Annotated in this window: 15 protein-coding genes; 13 read left to right on the top strand and 2 right to left on the bottom strand. The window is 65.6% G+C overall.

What is annotated here, in order from left to right; translation table 11 throughout:
• Window positions 1–57: 57 nt before the first annotated feature.
• From H536_RS0106170 to H536_RS0106125, 10 genes are all read left to right on the top strand, one after another.
• Window positions 58–978: a phage capsid protein gene (locus tag H536_RS0106170; protein ID WP_155898406.1), complete on the top strand. Its 921-nt coding sequence runs from the start codon at window positions 58–60 to the stop codon at window positions 976–978.
• A gap of 68 nt (window positions 979–1046) precedes the next feature.
• The gene (locus tag H536_RS0106165) at window positions 1047–1316 is read left to right on the top strand and encodes a hypothetical protein (RefSeq protein WP_024349637.1); all 270 of its coding nucleotides are present in this window, start codon (window positions 1047–1049) and stop codon (window positions 1314–1316) included.
• 26 nt (window positions 1317–1342) lie between these two features.
• Entirely contained in the window at window positions 1343–1966 is a 624-nt protein-coding gene (locus H536_RS0106160) for a phage connector family protein (protein WP_024349636.1), read from the top strand.
• Window positions 1966–4023: a phage tail protein gene (locus H536_RS0106155; RefSeq protein ID WP_155898405.1), complete on the top strand. Its 2058-nt coding sequence runs from the start codon at window positions 1966–1968 to the stop codon at window positions 4021–4023. The genes H536_RS0106160 and H536_RS0106155 overlap by 1 nt, the downstream gene beginning before the upstream one ends.
• Window positions 4023–4589: a hypothetical protein gene (locus H536_RS0106150; RefSeq protein ID WP_024349634.1), complete on the top strand. Its 567-nt coding sequence runs from the start codon at window positions 4023–4025 to the stop codon at window positions 4587–4589. Before H536_RS0106155 ends, H536_RS0106150 begins: the two co-directional genes overlap by 1 nt.
• Before the next feature lie 4 nt (window positions 4590–4593).
• Window positions 4594–7563 (top strand): phage tail tip lysozyme, encoded by a 2970-nt coding sequence (locus H536_RS23130; protein WP_024349633.1) that lies wholly within the window; start codon window positions 4594–4596, stop codon window positions 7561–7563.
• Window positions 7560–10073, top strand: coding sequence for a hypothetical protein (locus H536_RS0106140; RefSeq protein ID WP_024349632.1), 2514 nt, complete (start codon window positions 7560–7562; stop codon window positions 10071–10073). Before H536_RS23130 ends, H536_RS0106140 begins: the two co-directional genes overlap by 4 nt.
• Window positions 10073–10291 (top strand): hypothetical protein, encoded by a 219-nt coding sequence (locus H536_RS0106135; protein WP_024349631.1) that lies wholly within the window; start codon window positions 10073–10075, stop codon window positions 10289–10291. Before H536_RS0106140 ends, H536_RS0106135 begins: the two co-directional genes overlap by 1 nt.
• Entirely contained in the window at window positions 10292–12859 is a 2568-nt protein-coding gene (locus H536_RS0106130) for a hypothetical protein (protein WP_024349630.1), read from the top strand.
• A 64-nt stretch (window positions 12860–12923) separates the two neighbouring features.
• Entirely contained in the window at window positions 12924–15767 is a 2844-nt protein-coding gene (locus H536_RS0106125; protein WP_024349629.1) for a hypothetical protein, read from the top strand.
• Here the strand turns inward: H536_RS0106125 and H536_RS0106120 are convergent.
• Window positions 15764–17338 (bottom strand): glucosyltransferase domain-containing protein, encoded by a 1575-nt coding sequence (locus H536_RS0106120; RefSeq protein ID WP_244495370.1) that lies wholly within the window; start codon window positions 17336–17338, stop codon window positions 15764–15766. The two genes, H536_RS0106125 and H536_RS0106120, sit on opposite strands and share 4 nt — an antisense overlap.
• 159 nt (window positions 17339–17497) lie before the next feature.
• Between H536_RS0106120 and H536_RS23125 the strand changes: the two genes are divergently transcribed.
• The 3 genes from H536_RS23125 (at window position 17498) to H536_RS0106105 (ending at window position 20335) form a co-directional block, all read left to right on the top strand.
• Window positions 17498–18304 (top strand): phage tail tip lysozyme, encoded by an 807-nt coding sequence (locus H536_RS23125; RefSeq protein WP_051141524.1) that lies wholly within the window; start codon window positions 17498–17500, stop codon window positions 18302–18304.
• Between the two features lie 48 nt (window positions 18305–18352).
• A complete protein-coding gene (locus H536_RS0106110) occupies window positions 18353–18835 on the top strand; it encodes a hypothetical protein (RefSeq protein ID WP_024349626.1) in 483 nt (160 codons plus the stop codon).
• Between the two features lie 333 nt (window positions 18836–19168).
• Complete coding sequence (locus tag H536_RS0106105; protein ID WP_024349625.1) at window positions 19169–20335, top strand: GGDEF domain-containing protein; 1167 nt, start codon at window positions 19169–19171, stop codon at window positions 20333–20335.
• 138 nt (window positions 20336–20473) lie between these two features.
• Here the strand turns inward: H536_RS0106105 and H536_RS23120 are convergent, their stop codons facing one another.
• Window positions 20474–20833 carry a DUF2934 domain-containing protein gene (locus H536_RS23120; protein WP_051141523.1) on the bottom strand — a complete coding sequence of 120 codons (360 nt, stop codon included), beginning with the start codon at window positions 20831–20833 and terminating at the stop codon, window positions 20474–20476.
• Between the last annotated feature and the right edge of the window lie 239 nt (window positions 20834–21072).

Below are 21072 nucleotides of genomic sequence, written 5' to 3'. Positions count from 1 at the left end.
CGGCTAATCGGCCCTCGGTGATTTCGTCCATCATCACACCAAGAGGGTTTTCCCCACATGACCGTTCTCGCTCCCCTGTGGTATCGCGAAAAAATTCGCGACATGGTCCGCGCCCGCTACCAGTCGAATGGCGGCTTCCTCGACGGCACAATGGCCCGCGGCGACGGCGGCGCCGGCGTCATCAAGTTCCCGGTGATCGGCCGCGTCGAGGCCTACGAGCTCTCCGGCTCCATCCAGAAGATCCAGAACACGAACCCGGATCTTTCCATGGTCCAGGTGTCGGTCCGCGATTTCGAGGCGTCTGCCTGGATGCGCGTCCAGGACGCTCGCCGGCAGGGTCCGAACGAGCAAGCTGCTGTCGGCACGATGCTGTCGAAGGCCATTCGTCGCAAGCGCGATAATCTCAAGTTCGAGGCGCTGAACACATTCGCCGTTGGCAATGCCGAGGTGAAGACGATCGGCGACGGCTCCGCAGCGATCGACCTCCTCGACGCGCTCGAGGCGCATTCGCAGATCCGCGGAGCTGGCGCCGAGGAAGACGTCTGGTGGCCGGTGACTGAAGCGCTGTTCGACCAGTTCATGATGATCAAGGAATTCGCCAACGCCGACTATATCGGCTCGGCAGATTTGCCCTTCGCCAAGTCTGCGGCGATCCGCAAGCGCACCTGGCGGGGCATCCACATCATGACGCTGCCCGATGAGCACTTCGTTTATGGCACCGGAGCATACGGCACCGGCAGCGCCGGCAACGGCTTCGATACCTCCGGCTACATCGACACGTTCATGTGGGCGACGGACGCCATGGGCAACGAAGCCGAGTGGGATCAGGAAACTCCCTCGATCACCACGCATGCCGACTACGAGGGTACGCCGATGCTCGCCAAGGTGGGCTTGTCCGGCAACTCGGTCGGCATTCTGCCCGAGGGCGTCAAGCGGATTCGCGTCAAGGCGCAGGTTCGCCCGACCCGCGTCGCCTAAGCGGTTCGAACTGATTGACCGGCGGCGAGTGCTGCCGGTCTCCCCTTCTCACCAGCAGGAGGCCAACCATGGCACTCAACGTCAAGGCAATGTCGCGCTACGCGACCAGTGATCGCGGATCCCGTAACCAAGCAAACCACTACGCCTACTCCACCCCGGATGCAGCAGCCACCCTTAACGCGGCGGGCTACTTCAACGACGCTGCGACGCGCTTCAACCTCAAGAAGGGCGACCGGATCTTCTGCTCCGTCGCTGTTGATGGCACGCCGGCGATGCTCGATCTGATCGTCACCAATGTTGCCTCCGGCGTCGTCACTGTCGACGACGGCGTCGCCTAAGCAGTCGAACAGGAGGAGACGCCGCCATGGCCGAGCAAACGATCGATAAGGCAACGGTGGTCAACCGTGCGCTGATCAAGCTCGGCCAGGCGGCGACCTTCTCAATCGACGACGAAAACCACATCTCCGGCAAGGTCGACGCGGTCTGGCCGGATCTTGTCGCGCATTGCTTCGGCCTGCACGACTGGACGTTCTGCCGCGTCACCTATCGCCTGGTCCGCGTCGATCTCATGCCGGAGAACGGCTGGTGCTACCGCTTCGGCCTGCCCGGCAACCGCATCGGCGAGCCGCTCAAAGTCCTGTCCGACCCGCGCCGCGACGTACCCTTGCGCGATTTCTCGATCGAAGGTGGCGAGCTGTTCGCCGACGTTGACGCGGTCTGGGCCCGCTGCAAGGTCGAGGTCGACCCGGCCGTCTGGGATCCGGCCTTCCGAGCCGCCTTCACCACGGCCCTCGCTGGCACGCTGGCCGTACCGATACAGGGCGACCAGGAGCTCGAGGCGACCTATTGGCAGCAGGCATTCGGCACGTCTAGCCAAGGCGGAACCGGCGGCCTGTTCGGACGGCTGATCAGCCAGAACGTCGCCAGTGATCCGCCGGATTCGGCCAATCGCTGGCGTGATCCTCTCTCCGACGCGCGGTTCGGCTGATGGTCGCACAGGCAGGAACCGGCCAGCAGTCGATGAATGCCGGCGAGCTGGCGAGGGATCTCGCGGGGCGCGTCGACATCAAGCAGTATTACTCGGCCGGGCTGCGCTATCTCAACGTCGAGCCGATCCCGCAGGCGGGCTATCGCAATCTGTTCGGCACGCGGCGCGTCACCCTGTCCGGCGCCAGCGCCGCGCCTCGCTTCTTCCGGCTGAAACGGTCGCGGACCGACAATTTCCATATCGGTATTTCGCCCGGCCGCCTCGAGATCTTCAAAGGGCTGACGCTCGTCGCGATGCTGTCGATCCCGACCATCACCGCGACGATTGCTGCGGAGGCCTCGCTCTATGCAGAAGGCGATACGATCGGGATCTTTCATCGCGATCTGAAATCGATCCGCGTTCTGCGACAATCGGATAGCGTATGGACCGTCGACGATTGGCCGTATGAGAGAATTCCCGAGGTCGACTACGGTGGATCTTATTCAAAGACCGCAGACGTTTGGGAGGTATTCTTTCGCTGGGCCGATGGAGTAAACTTCGTATCAATCAACATTATAGTCGATGGCGAAGAAACCGGATCTATCGATGCTGGCGTTCCGGGCAATATCGAAACATCAGGCTTTGCAGCCCTCGTTCAAGCGGCCATTGCCGGACTGCCGTCGCTTGGGCCCGGTGTAACTGTCACCAGCGCGGACGTCTCGGGCGAGAACACAAACAAGATCACCATCACGTTCGGCGGTGATCTCATTGGCACCGAGTATGATGTCAGCGCGCAGGTCGTAAGCACTTCCGAAGCCTCTGCCCTTGCTTCGCACAAAGTCACCGGAGAGACGAAGGGCGAGCCGGCGATCTCCGCATCGCGCGGCTGGCCCGGTTTTGCGACGATCATTCAAGATCGTCTGCTCTACGCCGCGCTTCGCGCAAAGCCGTCGGGCCTGCTGTTCAGTCGGACCGGAGAATATTTTAACGTCAACATCGAGTCGCAGCGCGCCGATGGGGCAAAGCTCGAAGCGATCCGCACCAATTCGGTCGAGGAAATCCTACATGTGGAGGATTCCAAGTATGTCCTGCTGTTCACCGACGAGCGGGAATACTTCATCACCGACCGAGTGATCGAGCGCGACAAGGCACTCAACGTCGTTAAGACGACGGAAAACGGTCTCGCCCGCGGTACGGTGCCGGTCGAGATCGAAAACCGCATCTATTATGTCGGCCAGCGCGGCGGCGTACTGTTCTCGACCGCCTACGACGACATCTCGTCGGCGTTCACCGCCCGGATGGAATCGCTCCTGGCGTCGCACCTGGTCGAAGGCATCGTCATGACCGCGCTGCAGCGTGGTTCGGAAAGCACCGATGCGACGCGGCTGTGGCTGCTGCGCGACGACGGCCGACTGATTGGCGCGACGGTCATCCGCGACCAGGAGATAACTGCTTTCTTCGAATATTCCGTCGGCGCGCCGGTGCGTTCGGTGGGCGTCGATGCGCAGAATCGGTTGTGGCTGACGGTGTCACGCGCCGACGGGCTCGCCTACGAGATCCTCTCGCCCGACACCTATCTAGTCTCGGCGACTATCAAGACCGCGAACTCGGCCGGAACGGTCAGCGGCCTACACCACGCCGACGGCGCCACGGTCTATGCCGAGACGGCGAGCGGCTACACGATCGGTCCTTTTACTGTCACTGCCGGCGTGATTTCGACGGACTGGCCCGGCGAAACGATGACGGTCGGCGAGTGGGTCGCACCGGTCTGGGAATCCATGCCGCGGATCAAGATCAATCGCGACGATACGATCGTGCGGCGGCCCGGTCGCATCCACACGCTGAAAGTCAATGTCATCGAGACGAGCTCGATCGCGATCGGCGCGAACGGCACGCCGCCCCGCGACGTACCGTTGCTGACGACGGCGGATCCTGTCGACGCGCCGCCGCCGGCCAAGACGCAGCTTGTAACGATGTCGGGCATTCCCGGCGTGACACTCGACACAACGGCGGTGATCACTCAATTGCGGCCGGGCCCCCTTAGAGTGCGTGACGTGACGTTCGAGGAGAAACTCTGATGGCCGAGCTCGCGACGGTTTTCATGTCGCTGTTCAGCGCCGGTGCTGGCACCGCTGCGACGGGCACCGCTGCCGCCGGTACGGCGGCGGCAGGAACAGCGGCGGCCGCAACGACCGGATCGACCATCGCCTCGATCCTACAGGGCACGGCGACGGCGCTGTCGGTCTTTGCCGGCATTGGTGCGGCCAACACCGAGGCCGACGCGCTCGAGATGGCCGCTGGCGACGCCGAGCGCGAAAAGGCGCTCGAGACGCTGCAGGGCGTCGAGCGGCGCAGCTCGATCAAGCGGGCGATGATGGACGCGATTGGCGAGCAGAATGTCGCGACGGCGGCGTCCGGCGTCGATCTATCCTTCGGCACGCCCGGCCAAGCGCGACGCGAAGCCTTCCGTGAGGCCGATCTTGGCCTTGAGACGGCGAATGGCACCGAGCAGACGCGGGTTTCTCGGCTGACTGAGCGCGCGGCCAATTACCGTTCGCGCGCACGGTCAACCCGCCGTGCCGGCCTGCTGACCGGGCTCGGCCAAGGCGCCGAGGGCGCATCGAACATTCTCCTGCGGGGCTGAGATCATGGCAAACCAGCGCACAGAGAGCGTCGGCTATCGCAAGTTCCAGGTCGACCCGCTGCTTGCCGACGGACTGCTCGGCGTTGAGCGCGACGATGGCGGGCTGCAGCGCCGCGTCGCGGCCGCCTTCGACCGGCTCGGCGCCCGCGCTGGACGGGTCGGCGACATGCTTGCCGAACAGGAAGGCACGGCGGCGGGCCTCGCGGCCGGGCTCGCCGGTTCTCCCGCCGGCGCGACGATCGACGGCAGCCTGCCGGCGTCGGTGGCGTCGAATGGATCGCCAATGGCTTACGCTCCCGCCGCCTCGACGGCAGCACCGGGCGATCTTAAGGCCCGCGCGCGCTATGTCCGCGATGGGCTCATCGCCCGCGGGCTTTCGCCGGTTGCCGCTGCCGCAGCGGCCGGGCACGGCCGCCAGGAATCGCAGTTGCTGGCCCACGGTCCGGACGGTGACGCCGGGACGTCCTCGGGCATCTGGCAGTGGCGCAATGAACGGCGCTCGGCGCTGCAGAACTTCGCCAAGGCCCCGCGCTATGCCGAGCAAGGCAAGAATTGGCGCGACACAGATGTGCAGATGGACTTTTTTGTCCATGAGTTGCAGACCCGCGAGAAGACCGCATGGACCGGCCTGCAACGCGCCGGGACGCTCGAGGCCGCCACCGAAGCGCTGATGCATTTCGAGCGGCCGCAGGGCTATTCGGCCCGCAATCCGCGCGGCGGGCATGGCTGGTCGAACCGCCTCGCCTATGCGCAGTGGGCCGCCGCTCTCGACGGCGGCTCGCCGGCGCCACAGAACGTGGCCGCGAACGTGACGGCGCTCGATGGTGCAGCGACAGCGCAGCAGGGCGCGGCCGGGGCGGTGACGGCGCTTGCCACGGGCGGCGACGCGGCTGTTCCTGGCGCCGACGTGACGGCGCCGGCGGAAGCCGTTGTCGAGATCTCCGGCTCCGGACGCGGCGGTTTCCGCCCGACCGGCGGCTTCACGATCCGCGAACGTGCCTATGACGCCGCCGGCACGCGGACCTATCTCGAGCGCCTCGACGCGACAATGCGCGCCGACATCGACGCCGTCTTCGCCAAGTTCGGCGAGGATCCTGCCGCTCTCGAAACTGGCCTTCAGGCGCTGCGCTCCGTCCACCGCGAAGATCACGTCTTTCCGGAGATCGCTGCCGATTACGAGACGGCTTTCGAGCGGATGGCGCAGCCCTATCGCCGGCAGGCATTGGCGGATCAGAAGCGTCGCCAGGAGATCGACACTCGGCTCGAGTTCCTGGAGCGCACGACGGATTTCGAAGAAGGCAAAGCCCGGCTCATCGAGACCTTTGATGCCAGCAATGAAGACGCCGGCGCGGCGCTCGCCTCGGCGCAACACGCCGTTGATGCTCATTATGACAGCGCCGTTGCCCGCGGCGTGATGGATGCCGACGACGCGTTCAAGGCGAAAGCCCGGTCGCGTCGAGAGGCAGCCGTCGGCTTCTACGGCAAACAGGGCGCGGCGCTAACGACGCCCGAAGACGTTGCGGCTCTCCGAGAGACAATGCGACAGGACTACGTGGACGGGACGCTTGCCGGTGTCGACGCCGACGGCTGGGCCGCCATCGAGGCGACACTCACCCGGCAGGAATCGTCCAAGCGCACGGAAGGCCGGCAGGCCGCGGCCGCCCTCGCCGATCGCGGCGACCAGCTGGCGGAGTTCGTCGCGCGCGGCATCGAGCCCGGTTCCGACGCGCTCGGCCGATTCATGCTCGACGGCAAGACGGCACCGGGCGGCACGGCGATCGTCGACGAGACCATGGAGAAGATCGGCGCCGCGCGGATCATCCGCGAACAAAGCCTCGACGAGGCAGATCGCTACGTCCGAAAGCTCGAGCAGGATCCGGCGGCGATCGCCAGCGGGGCGGCCGACTTTGCACGGCGCGAGCTGACGCGGATGGAAACCGACGTGAAGCGCGACCCGATAGGCGTCGCAATGGCGAAGGGCATCCTGCCGGAAGACGAATCGATCGTCGCCGCCGGTGGCGATCCTGCCGCAATCGCCGGCAAGGTGCGCGCGCGCATCGTCAAGGCCGAAACCGCGGCCGCGCATTTCGGGGTGGAACCGAAATATCTGCGGCCGGGGGAGGCCAGCGCGATCCGCGCGCTCGCGGAACAGGATCCGGACGCGGCCGCACAGCTGGCCGGCGGGCTGATCTCCGGGGCCGGTCGGCGCGCTGGTGCGCTGCTGGGCGAGTTGGGCGACGAGGCGCCGGCCATCATGCAGGCCGGTGCGATCCTGGCTGGCGGCGGATCCGCGACCGCGGCCCGCGACGTCATTGCCGGCCACGGCAAGGGTCCGGACGGCGGGGAATACCCGGCGGTCAAGGGAGATCTGCGCAGCCAGGTCGCGGCCGAGACGCTGGGCGACGCCTTTGTCGGCGTGCCGATGGACGGGCACCGGACGATCGAGGCCGCCCATGCGATCGCCAAGGCGCGCGCCGTGCAGCTCGGCGTCGACCCGAAATCGGATGACATCAAGCCGATCCTCGAGCGCGCGCTGCAGGAAGCCTCCGGCGCCGTCTTCGAGAAAGGCGTGCAGTATGGCGGGCTCGCCGATGTCAGCCGGTCGACCGGGTTCATTTCGTCGGAGACATCGCGGACGATCGTCCCGCCGACGATCCGGGCCGATCGCTTCGGTGAGCTGATCGAGGCCATCCGCGACCAGGATTTGGCGCCGCAGGACATGCAGCGGTCGCGTCCAGGTGCGCGGCCGTATTTCTCGGCGCCGCCGGTGCGCGAGAACGGCAAGCCCTATTCGGCCGCCGACATCAAGGCGGCGCGCCCCGTCGCCGTCGCCGGCGGCTATCGCTTCGCGGCGGGCGATCCCGCCTCCGACGATCCGCAGTGGATCCGCGGCGCCGACGGGCGGCCGTTCGTCCTGGCGCTCGACGGCATGCGCCGTGTGCTCGAGGCGCGCGTACCGGGAGCCTATCGATGACCCTGCTCCTGTCGGAAAGCCCCGACGGCGTCGGCGGCCGCGGCATGACGTTCGCGGGCGAGCGGCCGGGCCTTGGCGACGGCGCTGCCGGCTATCTGCCGTCGGTCTGGCTTGCCACGCAATACGGCAATCTCGCAAGCGACCTCCTCCACGACGAAACGCGCAGTCGGATGGGCGAGCTCTACTCGGCCACCGACGAGGCGCAGACCTTCATCGATAACACCTATTCGCGCGAGGATGCCGCGCTCGAGGCCTATGACCGGCGCATCGCGCAGATCCACGAAGCGACCGGCGTCCAGCTGCAGAACCCGCTGCAGGCCGCCAAGGCGGCGGCGATCACCAGCGGCCCTCTGACCGTGCCGATCGACCCGTTCGGCACGCGCCGGCGCATCCAGAGCGATGCGGCGGCGGCGCTGGCCGACTTCAACCGACAGCTGGGCGAGCTGTCCGGCAAGTTTCCCGGCCAGGCGGCGCTGTTCAATCCGGACTTCGCCGAGGAGACGAAGGCCGTCGTGACGGCTGCAGAGGCGCGCCTGACCGCGGCCGGGCAAGGCGACATGACCGGCGTGTCGCGCGTCGCGGCGACGCTCGCCGGTTCGTTTCGCGGCGCGCTGCGCGATCCGTTGCAGATCGCGACGATCTTTCTCGGTGGCGGCGCCGGCACGGCGCGGACGGTGCTCGGCCGGATCGGCCAGACCATCGCCACGGAAGCCATCATCAACGCCGGCGTCGAGGGCGTCGTGCAGACATCGGCGCAGCGCTGGCGCACCGAGAACGGTCTCGAGAGCGGCATCGTGCCGGCGCTGAAGCAAGTCGGCCTCGCCGGCCTGTTTGGCGGCGCGTTCGGCGGCCTAGTGCGCGGCGCCGGCGAGGCCGCGCGGGCGCTGAAGGTCACGGACGGACCCGGCCGCGAAGCGCTCGAGCGAGTGATCATCGGCGAGCCGCAGGCCGGCGATCTCCGCGTCGTCGCCGATCGGCTCGGCATCGACATGGACGATTTCGAAACCCGCGTCTTCGATGTCGCCCGCGAGCAGCAGGCGCTCGATGAGGCGAGTTTCGGCCCGGTGCCGGACGGCATCACGGCCGACGAGGCGTCGCGGCTGATCCGCGAGGGCATCGAGCGGCTCGAGGCGGATGGTCCGGCACCGGGCGGCGCGGTGCAGAAGCCGGCGCGACCGCCGGAGGAATTGCCGATCCTGTCCGAAGCGACGCCGGCGCCGGCGCGCTCGCTGTCAGTGCGCGACAAGCCGGTCGCCTTCGAGCGCTTCGATCCGGACGCGCTCGAGACGGACGCGGCAACTTATCAATACAAGGGCGGCGGCGACGAGGCCGGCGTGACCGACCGGCTGCGCGGCGTGAAGTCGTGGGATCCGACGGCGTCCGGCAAGGTGATCGTGCATGAACGCGCCGACGGCAAGCGCTATGTCGCCGACGGTCACCAGCGCATGGGCCTGGCGCGGCGCATCAAGGCGGAAGGCGACGAGACCGTGCGCCTCGACGGTTACCTGTTCCGCGAGGCCGATGGCTGGACGGCCGAGGACGTGCGGGCGCTGGCCGCCAAGAAGAACCTACAGGAAGGATCCGGCGAGGCGATCGACGCGGCCCGCATCATGCGCGATCGTCCGGAGATCCTCGACGACGCGTTGCCGACCACGGGGCCGATGATCCGCAAGGCGACGGGCCTGGCGCGTCTCTCCGATGACGCATGGGGCATGGCGGTCAACGGCGTGGTCGACGAGAATAAGGCGGCGCTGGTCGGCGAACTGATCGCCGATCCGACATTGCAAGCCGCGGCGATCTCGGATCTCGCGAAGTTCGATCCGGCGTCGGATCGCGCGGCACGGCTGTTGCTCGAGGAGATCGTCGCGTCGGGCGTCCGGCACGAAAGCCAGGTCGATATGTTCGGCAGCTTCGACCTGACGAAGACGCTGATCGGCGAGCGCGTCAAGGTGCTCGACCAGGCAATTCGGACGCTGAAGGCCGACAAGCGGCTGTTCGCCCTGCTCGCCGAGCGCGCCGACGTGATCGAGGCCGCCGGCAACGTCCTGGACAATACCGGCAATGCCAGCCGCGCGGTGACGGCCGAGACGGTCGGCGCGATCGTCGACAACCTCGCGCGCACACGCGGCCCGATCTCTGACGCGCTGAACGCGGCGGCGGTCCGCTTCGCACAGGGCTCTCCCGCGGCCAGGGAAGCCCGCCAGTTCGTTTCTGACGTCAGCGGGCTGATAGAGCGCGACGGACTGCGATCGCTGCTGTCGCCGCCAGAACCGCAGCTGAAGCCGGATGTGGCGCCAGAGCCCGCCACATCGCAGGCCGCAGATCTGGCCGGTGAAGCCCCCCCGACATCTGCAGAGCTTGAAGCCGACGGCCAGGTGTCGATCTGGGACGTCGTTCCTGATGGCAAGTCGGTCGATGGCGAGATCGCTTATGCAACCAGTGGAGATTTGCTTGCCCGCGCCGAACGCGATGGCGACTTTGCCGATCTCGTCGAAGCTTGCAGAGCGTGATGATGGCGTCCGTTCACCCATTCACTGGCAAGACGTGCCTCGACCTGTCGCCCGACCAGGTGCTTGAGCAGGCGGTGGGCAAGCTCGATACTGTCGTCGTGATCGGGCAAGACCGGATCACCGGCGAGATCTATGTTGCCGGATCGCAGCGCATTGCGGAGACAGTCCTGCAGATCGAGCGTGGCAAGCGTGCGCTCCTGGCCTTGATGGATAAATAGATGCCATTCATCGACTGCATCAACTCTGCGATTGACCAAGGCACAATCTCCCGAGACGAGGGCGAAGCGCTTAGTCGCGATTTCGAAACCAAGTTCGCACAAAAGCGGGCGCAGCTCGGCGACGACCAGGCGGCGAAGGCGGCACAGGACGAGCTGGCGGCCGAGCTGCGGGCGCAGGCGATCGAAAAGCGCCGGCGCGCGGTGCTGACGGAAAAGGCCCGCCAGCGGCTAAAGGGCCGGATCCTCGACTATCGCGACGAGAACGGCAACGCCGACGTGTACGAGGCGGCAGTGCAGACGCTGTCGCATTACGGCTACGCCGGCGCCAGCTCAGTGCGCGGCCGCCAGGAAGCGATCCTGTCGATGACCCACGGAAAGCTCACCGACCTGATGACGGCCGTGTCGCGCGACCTGGTGACGGGCCGTCGCACCGCCTCGGCCGGGCTGATCAAGGACGTGGTGCGCGAGCTGCACGGCCAGGCGTCGGGGGACGCCACGGCCAAGGGGCTCGCCGGATCGCTCTCGTCCGTGTTCGAGGATCTGCGCCAGCGCTTCAACAACGCCGGCGGCGCGATCGCCAAGCTCGACGAGTTCGGGTTGCCGCACTCGCACAACGGGCTCTCGATCCGGCAGGCCGGGCGCGACCAGTGGAAAGCGTTCATCCGGCCGCTGGTTGACCCCGACAAGATGCGGCATCCGCTGACTGGCCAGCCCGTCGGCGCGCACGGCATCGACCAGGCGCTCGATCATGTCTATGAGACGATCACGACCAACGGCTGGGCCCACCACACGCCGAAAATGTCCGGCGGCCGCGGCAAGGGCGCGCTCGCCTCGCAGCGCCAGGACCATCGCTTCATCGCCTTCAAGTCGGCCGACGACTGGCTGACCTATAACGGCAAGTTCGGCGACGGCGATCCGGTGCAGGCGATCTTCCGGCACGTCAACGGCATGGCGCGCGACATCGCCATGCTCGAGGAGTTCGGACCCAATCCGACTGCGATGCTCGACTGGATGATCCAGGGCGTGCGGTCCGAGATTGCCAAGGGCGACGTCGGCAAGGCGTCTCTGGCGAAGATCGCCGACGACGCCTCGCGCTGGGCCCGCGGCACCGAACCGGGCGTCTTCGCCGAATGGCGGCTCAATGCGCTGTTCGCCGAATTGCGCGGCCGTCCGACGGCCGCCTCGGGCGTCGCGACTGCAACGGCCAGCGTCAAGAACGTGATGAACTCGGCGCTGCTCGGCGCCGCCGGCGTCGTCGCCGCGACAACGGATCCGTTCATGGCGCAGGCAGCGCGGCGCCTGGCCGGACTGCCGATCACCAAGGATTTCGGCGGGATCCTGAAAATGATGTCGACGGCCAAGCGCGAGGAGATCGTGCGCGCCGGCGTGATCTGGGACGATTATCTGCACACGATCGAAGCGGAAGCCCGCTTCGTCGGCCCGATGCTGGGCCACAACTGGTCGCAATATCTGGTCGACCGCTCGATGATGGTGTTCGGCCTGAAACCTTTGACGACGGGCCGCAAGCTCGTCGAGGCGCGCGCCTGGCAGTCGACGCTCGCCGACGAGGCCGGCAAGGATTTCGCCACGCTGCCGGCGCGGCTGCGCGAGACGATGGAAGGCTTCGGCATCAACGCCGACGATTGGGAGATCATGCGGGCGAGCGTCGACGCCGCCGGCTTCGTCACCCCGACCGAGATCGCCCGCCGCGGCGGCGAGGTCCGCTATATAGACACCAGCCAGGCCGTCGTCGATCCGGCGGCGCAGGCCGAGCTGCGGGCGATCCGGCATCGCGAGGTCGCCGAGAAGCTGGCCGAGCTGACGTCGAGCTGGTCGGAACGCTCGGTGCCGTCCGGCACGCCGAACGCCCGGAGCTTCGTCACCGGCAACCTGCCGCGCGGCACGCCGGCGGGCGAGGCGATTGACTTCGCGCTGCAGTTCAAGAGCTTCGGCCTGTCCTTCACGACGCTGCAGGTGGAAGCCCTGCAGCAGATCCTTGCCAGCCAGTCAGGCGGCCGTGGCAGCGCGGCAAACTATGCCGGCGCCCTGGTGCTGACGGCGACGCTGGGCGGCGCCATGGCGATGCAGATCAAGTCGCTCGCCGACGGCAAGGATCTCGAGGACATGAGCGCCCCGAGCTTCTGGTTCAAGGCGATGGTGACGGGCGGCGGCTTCGGCCTGTTCGGCGACTTCGTCAATGGCTCGAGCAACCGTTTCGGCCAGGGCTTTGCCGGAACGCTGATCGGCCCGGCTGTCGCCTTCCTGGACGACGCGGCGCAGCTTACCGTCGGCAATGCCATCCAGTTCGCCACCGGAGAGGATACCAAGCTCGGCCGCGAGGCGGTGAATTTCGCTGGCCGCTATACGCCGGTCGCCTCGTCCTGGTGGGCGACGCGCGGTGCCTATCGCCGGCTGATGCTCGACCAGCTGCAATGGCTGGTCGATCCGGACGCCGACAAGAGCTTCAAGGCGAAGGCCTCACAGCTGAAATCGCGCACCGGCCAGGAATACTGGTGGCCGCCCGGCCAGGCGGAACCGTCCCGCGCGCCGGCGATGACGGACCGCTAGGCCGGCGGCAGTTAAGGGTCGCGCGCGCGGGTCATTCTGTCCGGACCGAAAAGCGAGGTCCGGCATGACGAACCCTTATCCGCTGCCGCGCGAAACGCGCGAGACGTCGACCATCGTCGGCGATGGTCGGTCGAATTATGGTCCGCTCAACTTTCCGATTTGGGACGTCCTCGACGTTGTCGCATTCGTATCGCGAGCTGACGGCGACTTCACTTTTGAAGCGGTCACGGCCGAGAAGGTTTCCGGACAACCATTCGATTATTTTACTGTCACATTCGCACCTGCGCTGGAGAATGGCGACCTCGCCTATGTCCAGGCGAAGCGTGTGCATGAGCGATCGACCGACGTGATCCGCGGTGGCGCGTTATCTGGCGCCGGGCTCGAGGCTGAACTGTCGAAACAGGCAACGGTCCTGCAAGAGCTGCGACGCGACATCGATCGAGCGATCGCACTTGGACCCGGCCAAAGCGCGCCTCTGCCAATGGGGCCACTCGAGGCAGGGCGGATCCTCACTGTAAACGCTGATGGTACGGGGGTCGTTTACGGTCTTTCGGAACTTGAATTGCTGGCGTTGGAAGCAGCTGTCGAGGCTGCGAGGGACGCCGCGCTGTTAGCCAACGGCTCGGGTGCCCGGTTCATCTTCTCGACACTCACCGCAGACGAGGATCCCGGCGACGGACGCATCCGACTCTCCAACGTCCAGCAGGACGCGGCCTTGGTTCTTCGGGCAGACACCCTAGACGCCGATGGCGTCGATATCTCAGAGACCCTTGCCTCCTTCGGGGCCAGCACCAGCGCCCTCAAAGGAAACCTTCGCCTCTACAGCACCAGCGACCCAAGGCAGCGGCTTAACTTCGATGTTACTGCCGTGATAGACGAAGGGGGCTATTTCAACCTCACCATCTCAAACACCGCTGCTAGCGACGAAAGCCCTTTCGCCGAGGGAGACATGATCCTTCTTGCCTTCTCGGCGGCAGGCGATAAAGGCGAACAGGGCCTCCCCGGCGACGGTCGGAGCTACGACACAGTCGCCGCGGCAGAGGCGGAGAACCTTCCGGCTCTCGCGACCTGGATTCAGACTGCGGGCTACACCGAGCCCGGCGACGGCGGCGGCGAGCTTTATGTCAAAACTGGCAACGATGGCGCAGACGTCCCTGCCCACAACGGCTACCTCCTTGACCTCGGGGGGCGGCATTTCGCCGTTACGAGCCGGACGGTTAACCTGGCATGGTTCGGGTATGACCAGACAGACACGTCGGGCGTTGCCAACACCGCAGCTTTCCTCAACGCCATCGCGTACCTCCGCGCCAAAGGCGGCGGCAAGATCATGGTTCCGGGCGATCCGTTCTGGCTTGCGACTAGCGTCGTGGACCGGAACCTCAACTTCGACCTCGACATCGAGGGCAAGCCGGGGAACAGGATTAAGGCCGTCACTGGCTTCACGTCCGCTTTGTTCAACCTCTACGCCCGCAACGTCTTTTACCAGACCGCCACCCCGGTCGCGCAGAGCCTCGATGACCTGTGGTTCAACGCCGCTGTTACGGACACGGCGCTCGGTACGGGGCACAGGTGGAACGGGTCCAGCTGGGTGGCAGACCCGTCGCTGACCGGCGCTGCAATTTATGCCGATGCTACGCTGCGAACTGACAACCTCCATGTCGATTGTTCGCGAGGAACCGACAGTGGCGGCGGACAGTTGGCCTCGGCCTTTGTCAGCGCGTACTTCCGCAACTGGTTCATGAATGAGTGTGACGGGTACGGCGGGGAACTTGCCACTAACCCGAATGCTGACAGCTTCGCATCCCCCATCGCCTGCTTCAACTTCTCCGCCGAAGAGAACAAGGTGCGGGGCTTCTCTGACGTGGCCTACTACGTCGGAGGCGACAACAAGATCGGTGGCGCTAGCGGCGACGGTGGCACGGCAAATATCCTAGGTGGCATCGTTGAGCGGTGCCAAGGCGTTGTTCAGACCAAACGCGAACTCACCAGCTGTCTCGTCAAGGGCCTCACCGCCATCAACTGTGTGTCGGGCTGCCTGTCCCTCGAAGTCGGCCCTGGGCTGGCTGGGGTCGGTCGGCGCCTTAACGTCGAAACCAGTATCTTCATCAACATGCAGTCTCGCGTGTTCGAGTTGAAGGCCGGCGCAAAGGGTTCCTTCCTGGGGAACTTTGTTCAGAATTTCGCGCTCGATTTGGTCAACGGCGGTGCTGTTGCTAACACCCACGCAGTCGTGCTTTCCGGCGCTTCGGGGGCGAAGGTCAAAGGCAACACCTTCGACCGCGGGGGTGTCCCGCTGGCAGATCAGCGAGGTGCTCTAATCTCTAACCTGACGCTGGACGGTGTTGACTACACAGGTGGACGTCATGCCTTTGAGGGTAACGACTACCGTAATTTCGGACGTGCTGTCGTGGAAGCCGCAGGGGTGGACGCCTCAACCTATCAGGATGAAATCCTCGATAACCTCGGCGCCACCCCTTACGTTCTCGCCCATCCGGGATCCGTGGCCCGCTATTTCATCGTTGGCGATCCGCTGGAACGCACCCTACGCGACGGTGTCACCTCTCGCGAGGCATTGCGCGGCCAGGCCAACAAGACCGCGAACCACAACATCAGTGCCAACGAGAACGGGATGCACTTCACTAACGCAGGACAGGGTTCGCAGACCACCTTCATCTTGCCGCCGGCAGAAGCGGGGCTTCGCTATACCTTCACCAACATGGTCGCAACCTCAGGCATCCGGGTGCTGGCCCAGGCCGGCGATGTCCCGCGCATGGGCGCTCAGGTCGGAACCACCAACCGCCAGGCAATCTCGACTGACGTTGGCGCCAGCATCACATTCGAGGCCGTCGACTCCACAAACTGGATTGCGGTGACAGCGGCGGCACCGGGAAACTGGACGCTGAATTAACGAACTCCGCCGCTCGCGAGTGCAAGGGTATCCCTGCACTCGTCGGCGGGCTGGGTCGGGCAATATCTGCTCAACTGGAAATTCGTGTAGCGTTCGTGGAACTTCACCACGACGACACCGTCGATGACCTGCACAGACCCCGGCGCGGGCCAGACTGGCATGGCGCCCGCGCGCTCCGCGATCTGGAGGCGTTCCGCGTTTGTCGCCGGTCGAAAGAACGGGTGGCCCATGATCTGGAATGCCCCAACTGCCCGCGAAGGCGACTCGCTATAGCGGAAGAAGGAATAGCCGAGTGTCGTCCGTGGCCCGATGTTGGGTATCCACTCGCTTCGTCGATCGTACCAGCCGACCATCTCGAATCCGGTTTTTTGGCCCGGCGTCAGGATAGTCGGGTCAATGGCAGCAACCCGCTCCATGATCCGGTTGGCAAGATGCTGGTCATCCTGCCAGCTAAGGGAGGCACCCCGGATCACCTGCATGGTCGCCTGAACGTAGAACAGCGCGAGCAGGGCCGACGCTGCCAGAACGGCCTTTCTCGCCCATCGAGCATCCCAGCAAGCCGCAACCGCCGCCATGCCTGCCATGGCGAACGGTGCTGACATCAGGGACCGATAGCGTACCGCGCCGCCCGTAATGGCGATGGACAGGAAGGGTGCCCCAACGGCCGCCAGCAGGAACAGGATCGCAAGAACGGTGCGAAGGGACCATCCGCCGCGCCGAAAGATGGCGCCGACGGCGGCGGCCAGGAGGGCGATCTGCAAGGCTCCAACGAAGGTTCCGCGGTCAACGAACAGGACGTCTTGGCCGGTGATGATTGCCCACAGGAAGCCGCCCGCGGCTGTCACCATCTGCCAGAACGAATTGATCAGCAGATCCGGGCGCAGAATATCGTTGACGAGTTGGAGCCGTATCCCAAGGGCCGACAGGAGTGCCGAGACGGTGGCCGAGTAGACGAGGGCGCAGACGGCGATCAATGCCAGAAAAGCGAGCGAGCCCTTGAGCGCCGCAGAGACGGTGCGCTCCCCTCTCATTAGCCCGACCGCTTGCCAGACGAGGAAGATCACCACGACGTTCGCGAGCAGCCCCTGGTAGGTGCCGATCGTCGCCAGAACGAGCAGGGCTGACAGGACGAAGCGCCCCGACGCGAAAAACCAAACGGCGCTCGCGGCGATAAGCATCCCAATGCCGAACACCATGTTGACCGTCGAAAAGGTGAACATATGGACCGTTGTCGGGAAGGACGCAGCGACCAAGGCGCCGGCAATCGCGGATGGTCCCTTGTCTAGGCCCCACACACGCAAAGCCACGACAGTCGCAGACGCGAAACCTGTAAGGCCGATGAGCAGATCCAGCGGGTGGATGTTCCCAGCCGGCGCAAGGATGCTCAGAAGCGCGTAGCTGGTCAGTCTTCCCTGTGACAGAACAACAGGCACGATCCCGGAAGGGATCGTTTCATTATCGGCGGTCGGAACGAAGCTGCCGAGGCTTTGCCAGAATGAAAGCGCCAGCACACCGAATGCGATCAGCCATAGGCCGCTGACTGACAGCCTGGCTCGGTCTTCGTTCATCATGTTCAGCACGTCAGATCTCGCGAAATTTGGGGTTTGCTTCCAACCACACTGGAATCTCTCAGACAACCTGCTTGCATCAAGAGAGGTGCGGCACTTGAGGGCCTTCGTTCGCCGCTACACTGCCAGAATCGCCACTACTGGCAGGTGAGGAGCCGCAGCATGACCCCCGAGCAGATCTTTCGCTCTAAGGCGCCGTGGATCATGGCAACGCTGATGCAGGATTTCCCGATCGGTGTCGACGATGCCGCTGCGGTCCTCGGCAATCTCGGACACGAATGCCTCGGCTTCACGAAGCTGCAGGAGATCTCGCCGACGGTCGCCGGCTCGCGCGGTGGCTATGGTTGGCCGCAATGGACAGGGCCTCGCAGGCGCGCCTATGAGGCATATTGCGCTCGCAACCGGCTCGATCCGGCTAGCGACCGGGCAAACTACGCCTATCTGTTCCTCGAACTGAAGGGGCCGGAGAAGAAGGCAATCGACAAGCTGGTCGCGGCCGACGGCCTCGACAGGAAGGTCGAGGCATTCGAGCTGGCGTTCGAGCGCGCCGGCTCGAAGCACTATTCGTCGCGCAAGCATTGGGCCCGCATAGCCCGCGAGGCCTGGTATGCGTCGACCGCTGAGCAGCGCCAGGCGCCGCACCTGCCGGCGCCTGCGACACTGCCTGAGTCGGGCATGGTACTCGAGCCGGAGATTCTGCCGCCAGCGGGGGATCAGACCGTGACAACGGAGAACCTGACGCCGATCGAGCAGATGAATAAGCCCGTTAAAGGCGCGATCGCCGGCATGGCGACAACGAGCGTAACCGGCGCCATCTTGTTCCTCGCAGCCTCGGCCGGATGGCTGCCGGACGCATGGGAATCGCCGGAGGCGCTGGTCGCGCTGGCGCTGGTGGCAACAAACCTGCCTACGCAGATCGCCAATTTCATCGCGTCCTATTGGGCGCGAGACAAGCGATATGCCGCCTGACGGCGGGAACTTACAATTGGCCTGACGGTTACAGAGAGTCTTCCCTTTATGTCGGACAGCAAGATGAACGCCCCGCACTGGCAGAACGTAATATCGGTCGGGAACCTGATCTCTGTCGCCGCGATGCTGTTCGCAGTCGGCGGATCCTATGCAACGATCACAGTGGGGATCTCGAACCTCGAGGAGAAGCGGGCCGCCCGCGAGGAGAAGGTCGACCAGCGGTTCGATCGCATCGAGCGGCAGACGGCGGATCTCCCGCAGATCGCCTATCGCATGACGAATGCGGAGTCGCAGATCCAAGCGTTCAACGACAGGCTGGACGCCTCGTTCCGCACGATCAGCGAACGGCTCGACCGCCTGGCGGAAGCGTCGGCGGCTGGCACTGCCGCGCTGTCTTCGCAGATCGGCGCGCTCGACACGAAGGTCGCCGTCATCACCCAACGGATTGAGCAGGTGACGCCTGGTCAGCGCACATTTCTCGACCGCAGCCAATATGCGAGCGGATTCGCAAGGCAATCGTCGCAGCCGTGAGACGTTGATCTGCATTGGATGACCAAGTGTCTGATATTGGCTGTTTTCCCGATCATTCGTAATGACGGGGTCGCGTGTTCGAGTCACGCAAGCGGCACCATTTCTTTCCTTCGACATCGATGATGCCTGATGTGCCGACGGTGCTGCTCGCGCCGCAGCAAGCCGCTGTCCGGCATCGGCGCCTCGGCGCTCCCACACAGCGCACCCCCTCGCGGCACCCCGCATGTCATTGATGCCGCTGTCCCGCCACGGCAATCCGCTCCCGCGCTGCAACGTCCCGTAAACGACTGTTGTGATATCGAACTGTCTTCGTCACAACGATCAGAATGGCTGATGCTGCGTCACACCGAGCCCGTCGAGGTCTACAAAGCTCTGGTCTCGGCGCTGGCCGACAATCTTCTGCCCACCGCTTCGATCGGCGTGACCTTCTTCATCATCGGGTTCTACGCCTATCTTGAAACCGGTGCGGTCGCGGCGCTCGCCATCACGGTCTTCGGGGTCGCGGCCTCGATCGGCAAGGCGCTGTTCATCCTTGTCCATCGCCGGACCATCGCCGGGCCGACGCCCGCGCCGGCTGACTTCCGCAAGGTCGAAGCCGGACACGCGATCACGAGCTGGTGCATGGCGGCGCCGATGGGCGCGCTGGGCGCGTTCCTGTTCTCGCAGCCGGACCTGTCGCTGCATATCGTGGCGACGGCGCTGCTGTTCGGCTATTGCGCCGGCGTCGCCACCCGGATCTCGGTGCGTCCGCGGATCGCGACGGGGGCGGTTCTCCTCGCGGCGGGACCGGCGATCGTGTCCGCGGCGTTCTACATCGAGGATGCGAGGCTTCTCACCGGCGCCGTGTTCCTGGTGTTCCTGATCAGCGCGCTGGAAACCATCGCGCATCTCCATCGCAGTGCCTGCCGCCTGATCACCATGCGCCTGCAGATGGCGACGTTGGCGCGGCGCGATCCGCTGACCGAACTCTTCAACCGTCTGGGCCTGCGCAAGGCGTTCGACGCACTGCCCCGGGAGGATCGCAGCCGGGTCGCCGTCCACGTCTTCGACCTCGACGGCTTCAAGGCGGTGAACGACACCTTCGGGCATGGCGTCGGGGACCGACTTCTCGAGGAGGTGGCGGGCCGCCTGCGCCGGATCGTCGGACCGGGAGACATCGTCGCCCGCATCGGCGGCGACGAGTTCGTGGTCGTCCAGCCGGGTATCGCGGATCCGGCCGCCCCGGACAGGCTCGCCCAGCGCATTCACGCCGGCCTGAGCGAAGTCTATGAGATCGATGACGGGCAGGAGATCCGCGTCGGCCTCAGCCTCGGCTACAGTATCGCATCGTCCGACACGGCGTCCCTCGACGCGCTGCTTCGCGACGCCGATGCGACCTCCTACGCGGTCAAGCGGGACGGCGGAGGGTTTCGCCCACATCGCCAGGGCTCCCGCGACACGCCGAAGACCTTGCCGACCGACGCCATGGCGGCCGGACCGCAGGCGGTCGCGACGGCCTGACGGAGCCCCGCTCACGCAGACCCATGTTCTACAGGCTTGGGGTCGCGCGATCACGGGCCGCGTCCATCTCATGGCCTGCCAGAAAGACCGCCACAGGCCTTTTCAAGTTCAACGCAGGTCATCACCCGCGCGGGACGATCAGCCCCGCGCACCGCCGCCGGCCGGCCGACCCTCGACCACGGGCACCGGGGACGGCTGGGCACGGCGCGACCAGCTGCGGGGCTTGGGGTTGGCCAGCCGCTGGCCGAACAATTCGGTGGAGAAGGGTTCCGGCGTCCACAGCGCACGGCGCAGGGCGTCGGCTTCGGCGCGCTCGGCCTCGATGCGGTTCCAGCGGGGTTCGTCCGCGGGCTCCGCCGCCGTCACCGGGTTGCGCGCGGCCATGATCCGGTTGGCCTCGGCCCAGTGCTCATGCTCGCGGCCGGTCGGGCGACCCTCGCGTTCCCAGATTTCGTAGGCCAGCCTGCGCACGGCCTCCGCGTCGTCGATCCTGACCATGTCTCGTCTCCAAACACTTTGAAACGGAACTAGGATTCGCATTCGGCGAGGCAGGAGACTGCGACGGGGAAATGACGTTAGCCGCACATTCATCCGACCTGCGACGCGGAACCTGCAACATCCGTCGAAACGTCCCGGGACCGCCGGACCCACAAAGGGTTCGACGCGCGGTCGCCGATAGAACCAAGATAGGGTCGCGAATGTCGCCGGGAAGCGCGGCCGCGCAGGATCCCTGCGCG

The sequence above is a fragment of the Aurantimonas coralicida DSM 14790 genome, from assembly GCF_000421645.1.
GTDB classification, from domain to species: domain Bacteria; phylum Pseudomonadota; class Alphaproteobacteria; order Rhizobiales; family Rhizobiaceae; genus Aurantimonas; species Aurantimonas coralicida.
The sequence above is the reverse complement of the archived record's forward strand: the minus strand, read 5'-3'. Positions and strand labels throughout refer to the sequence as shown.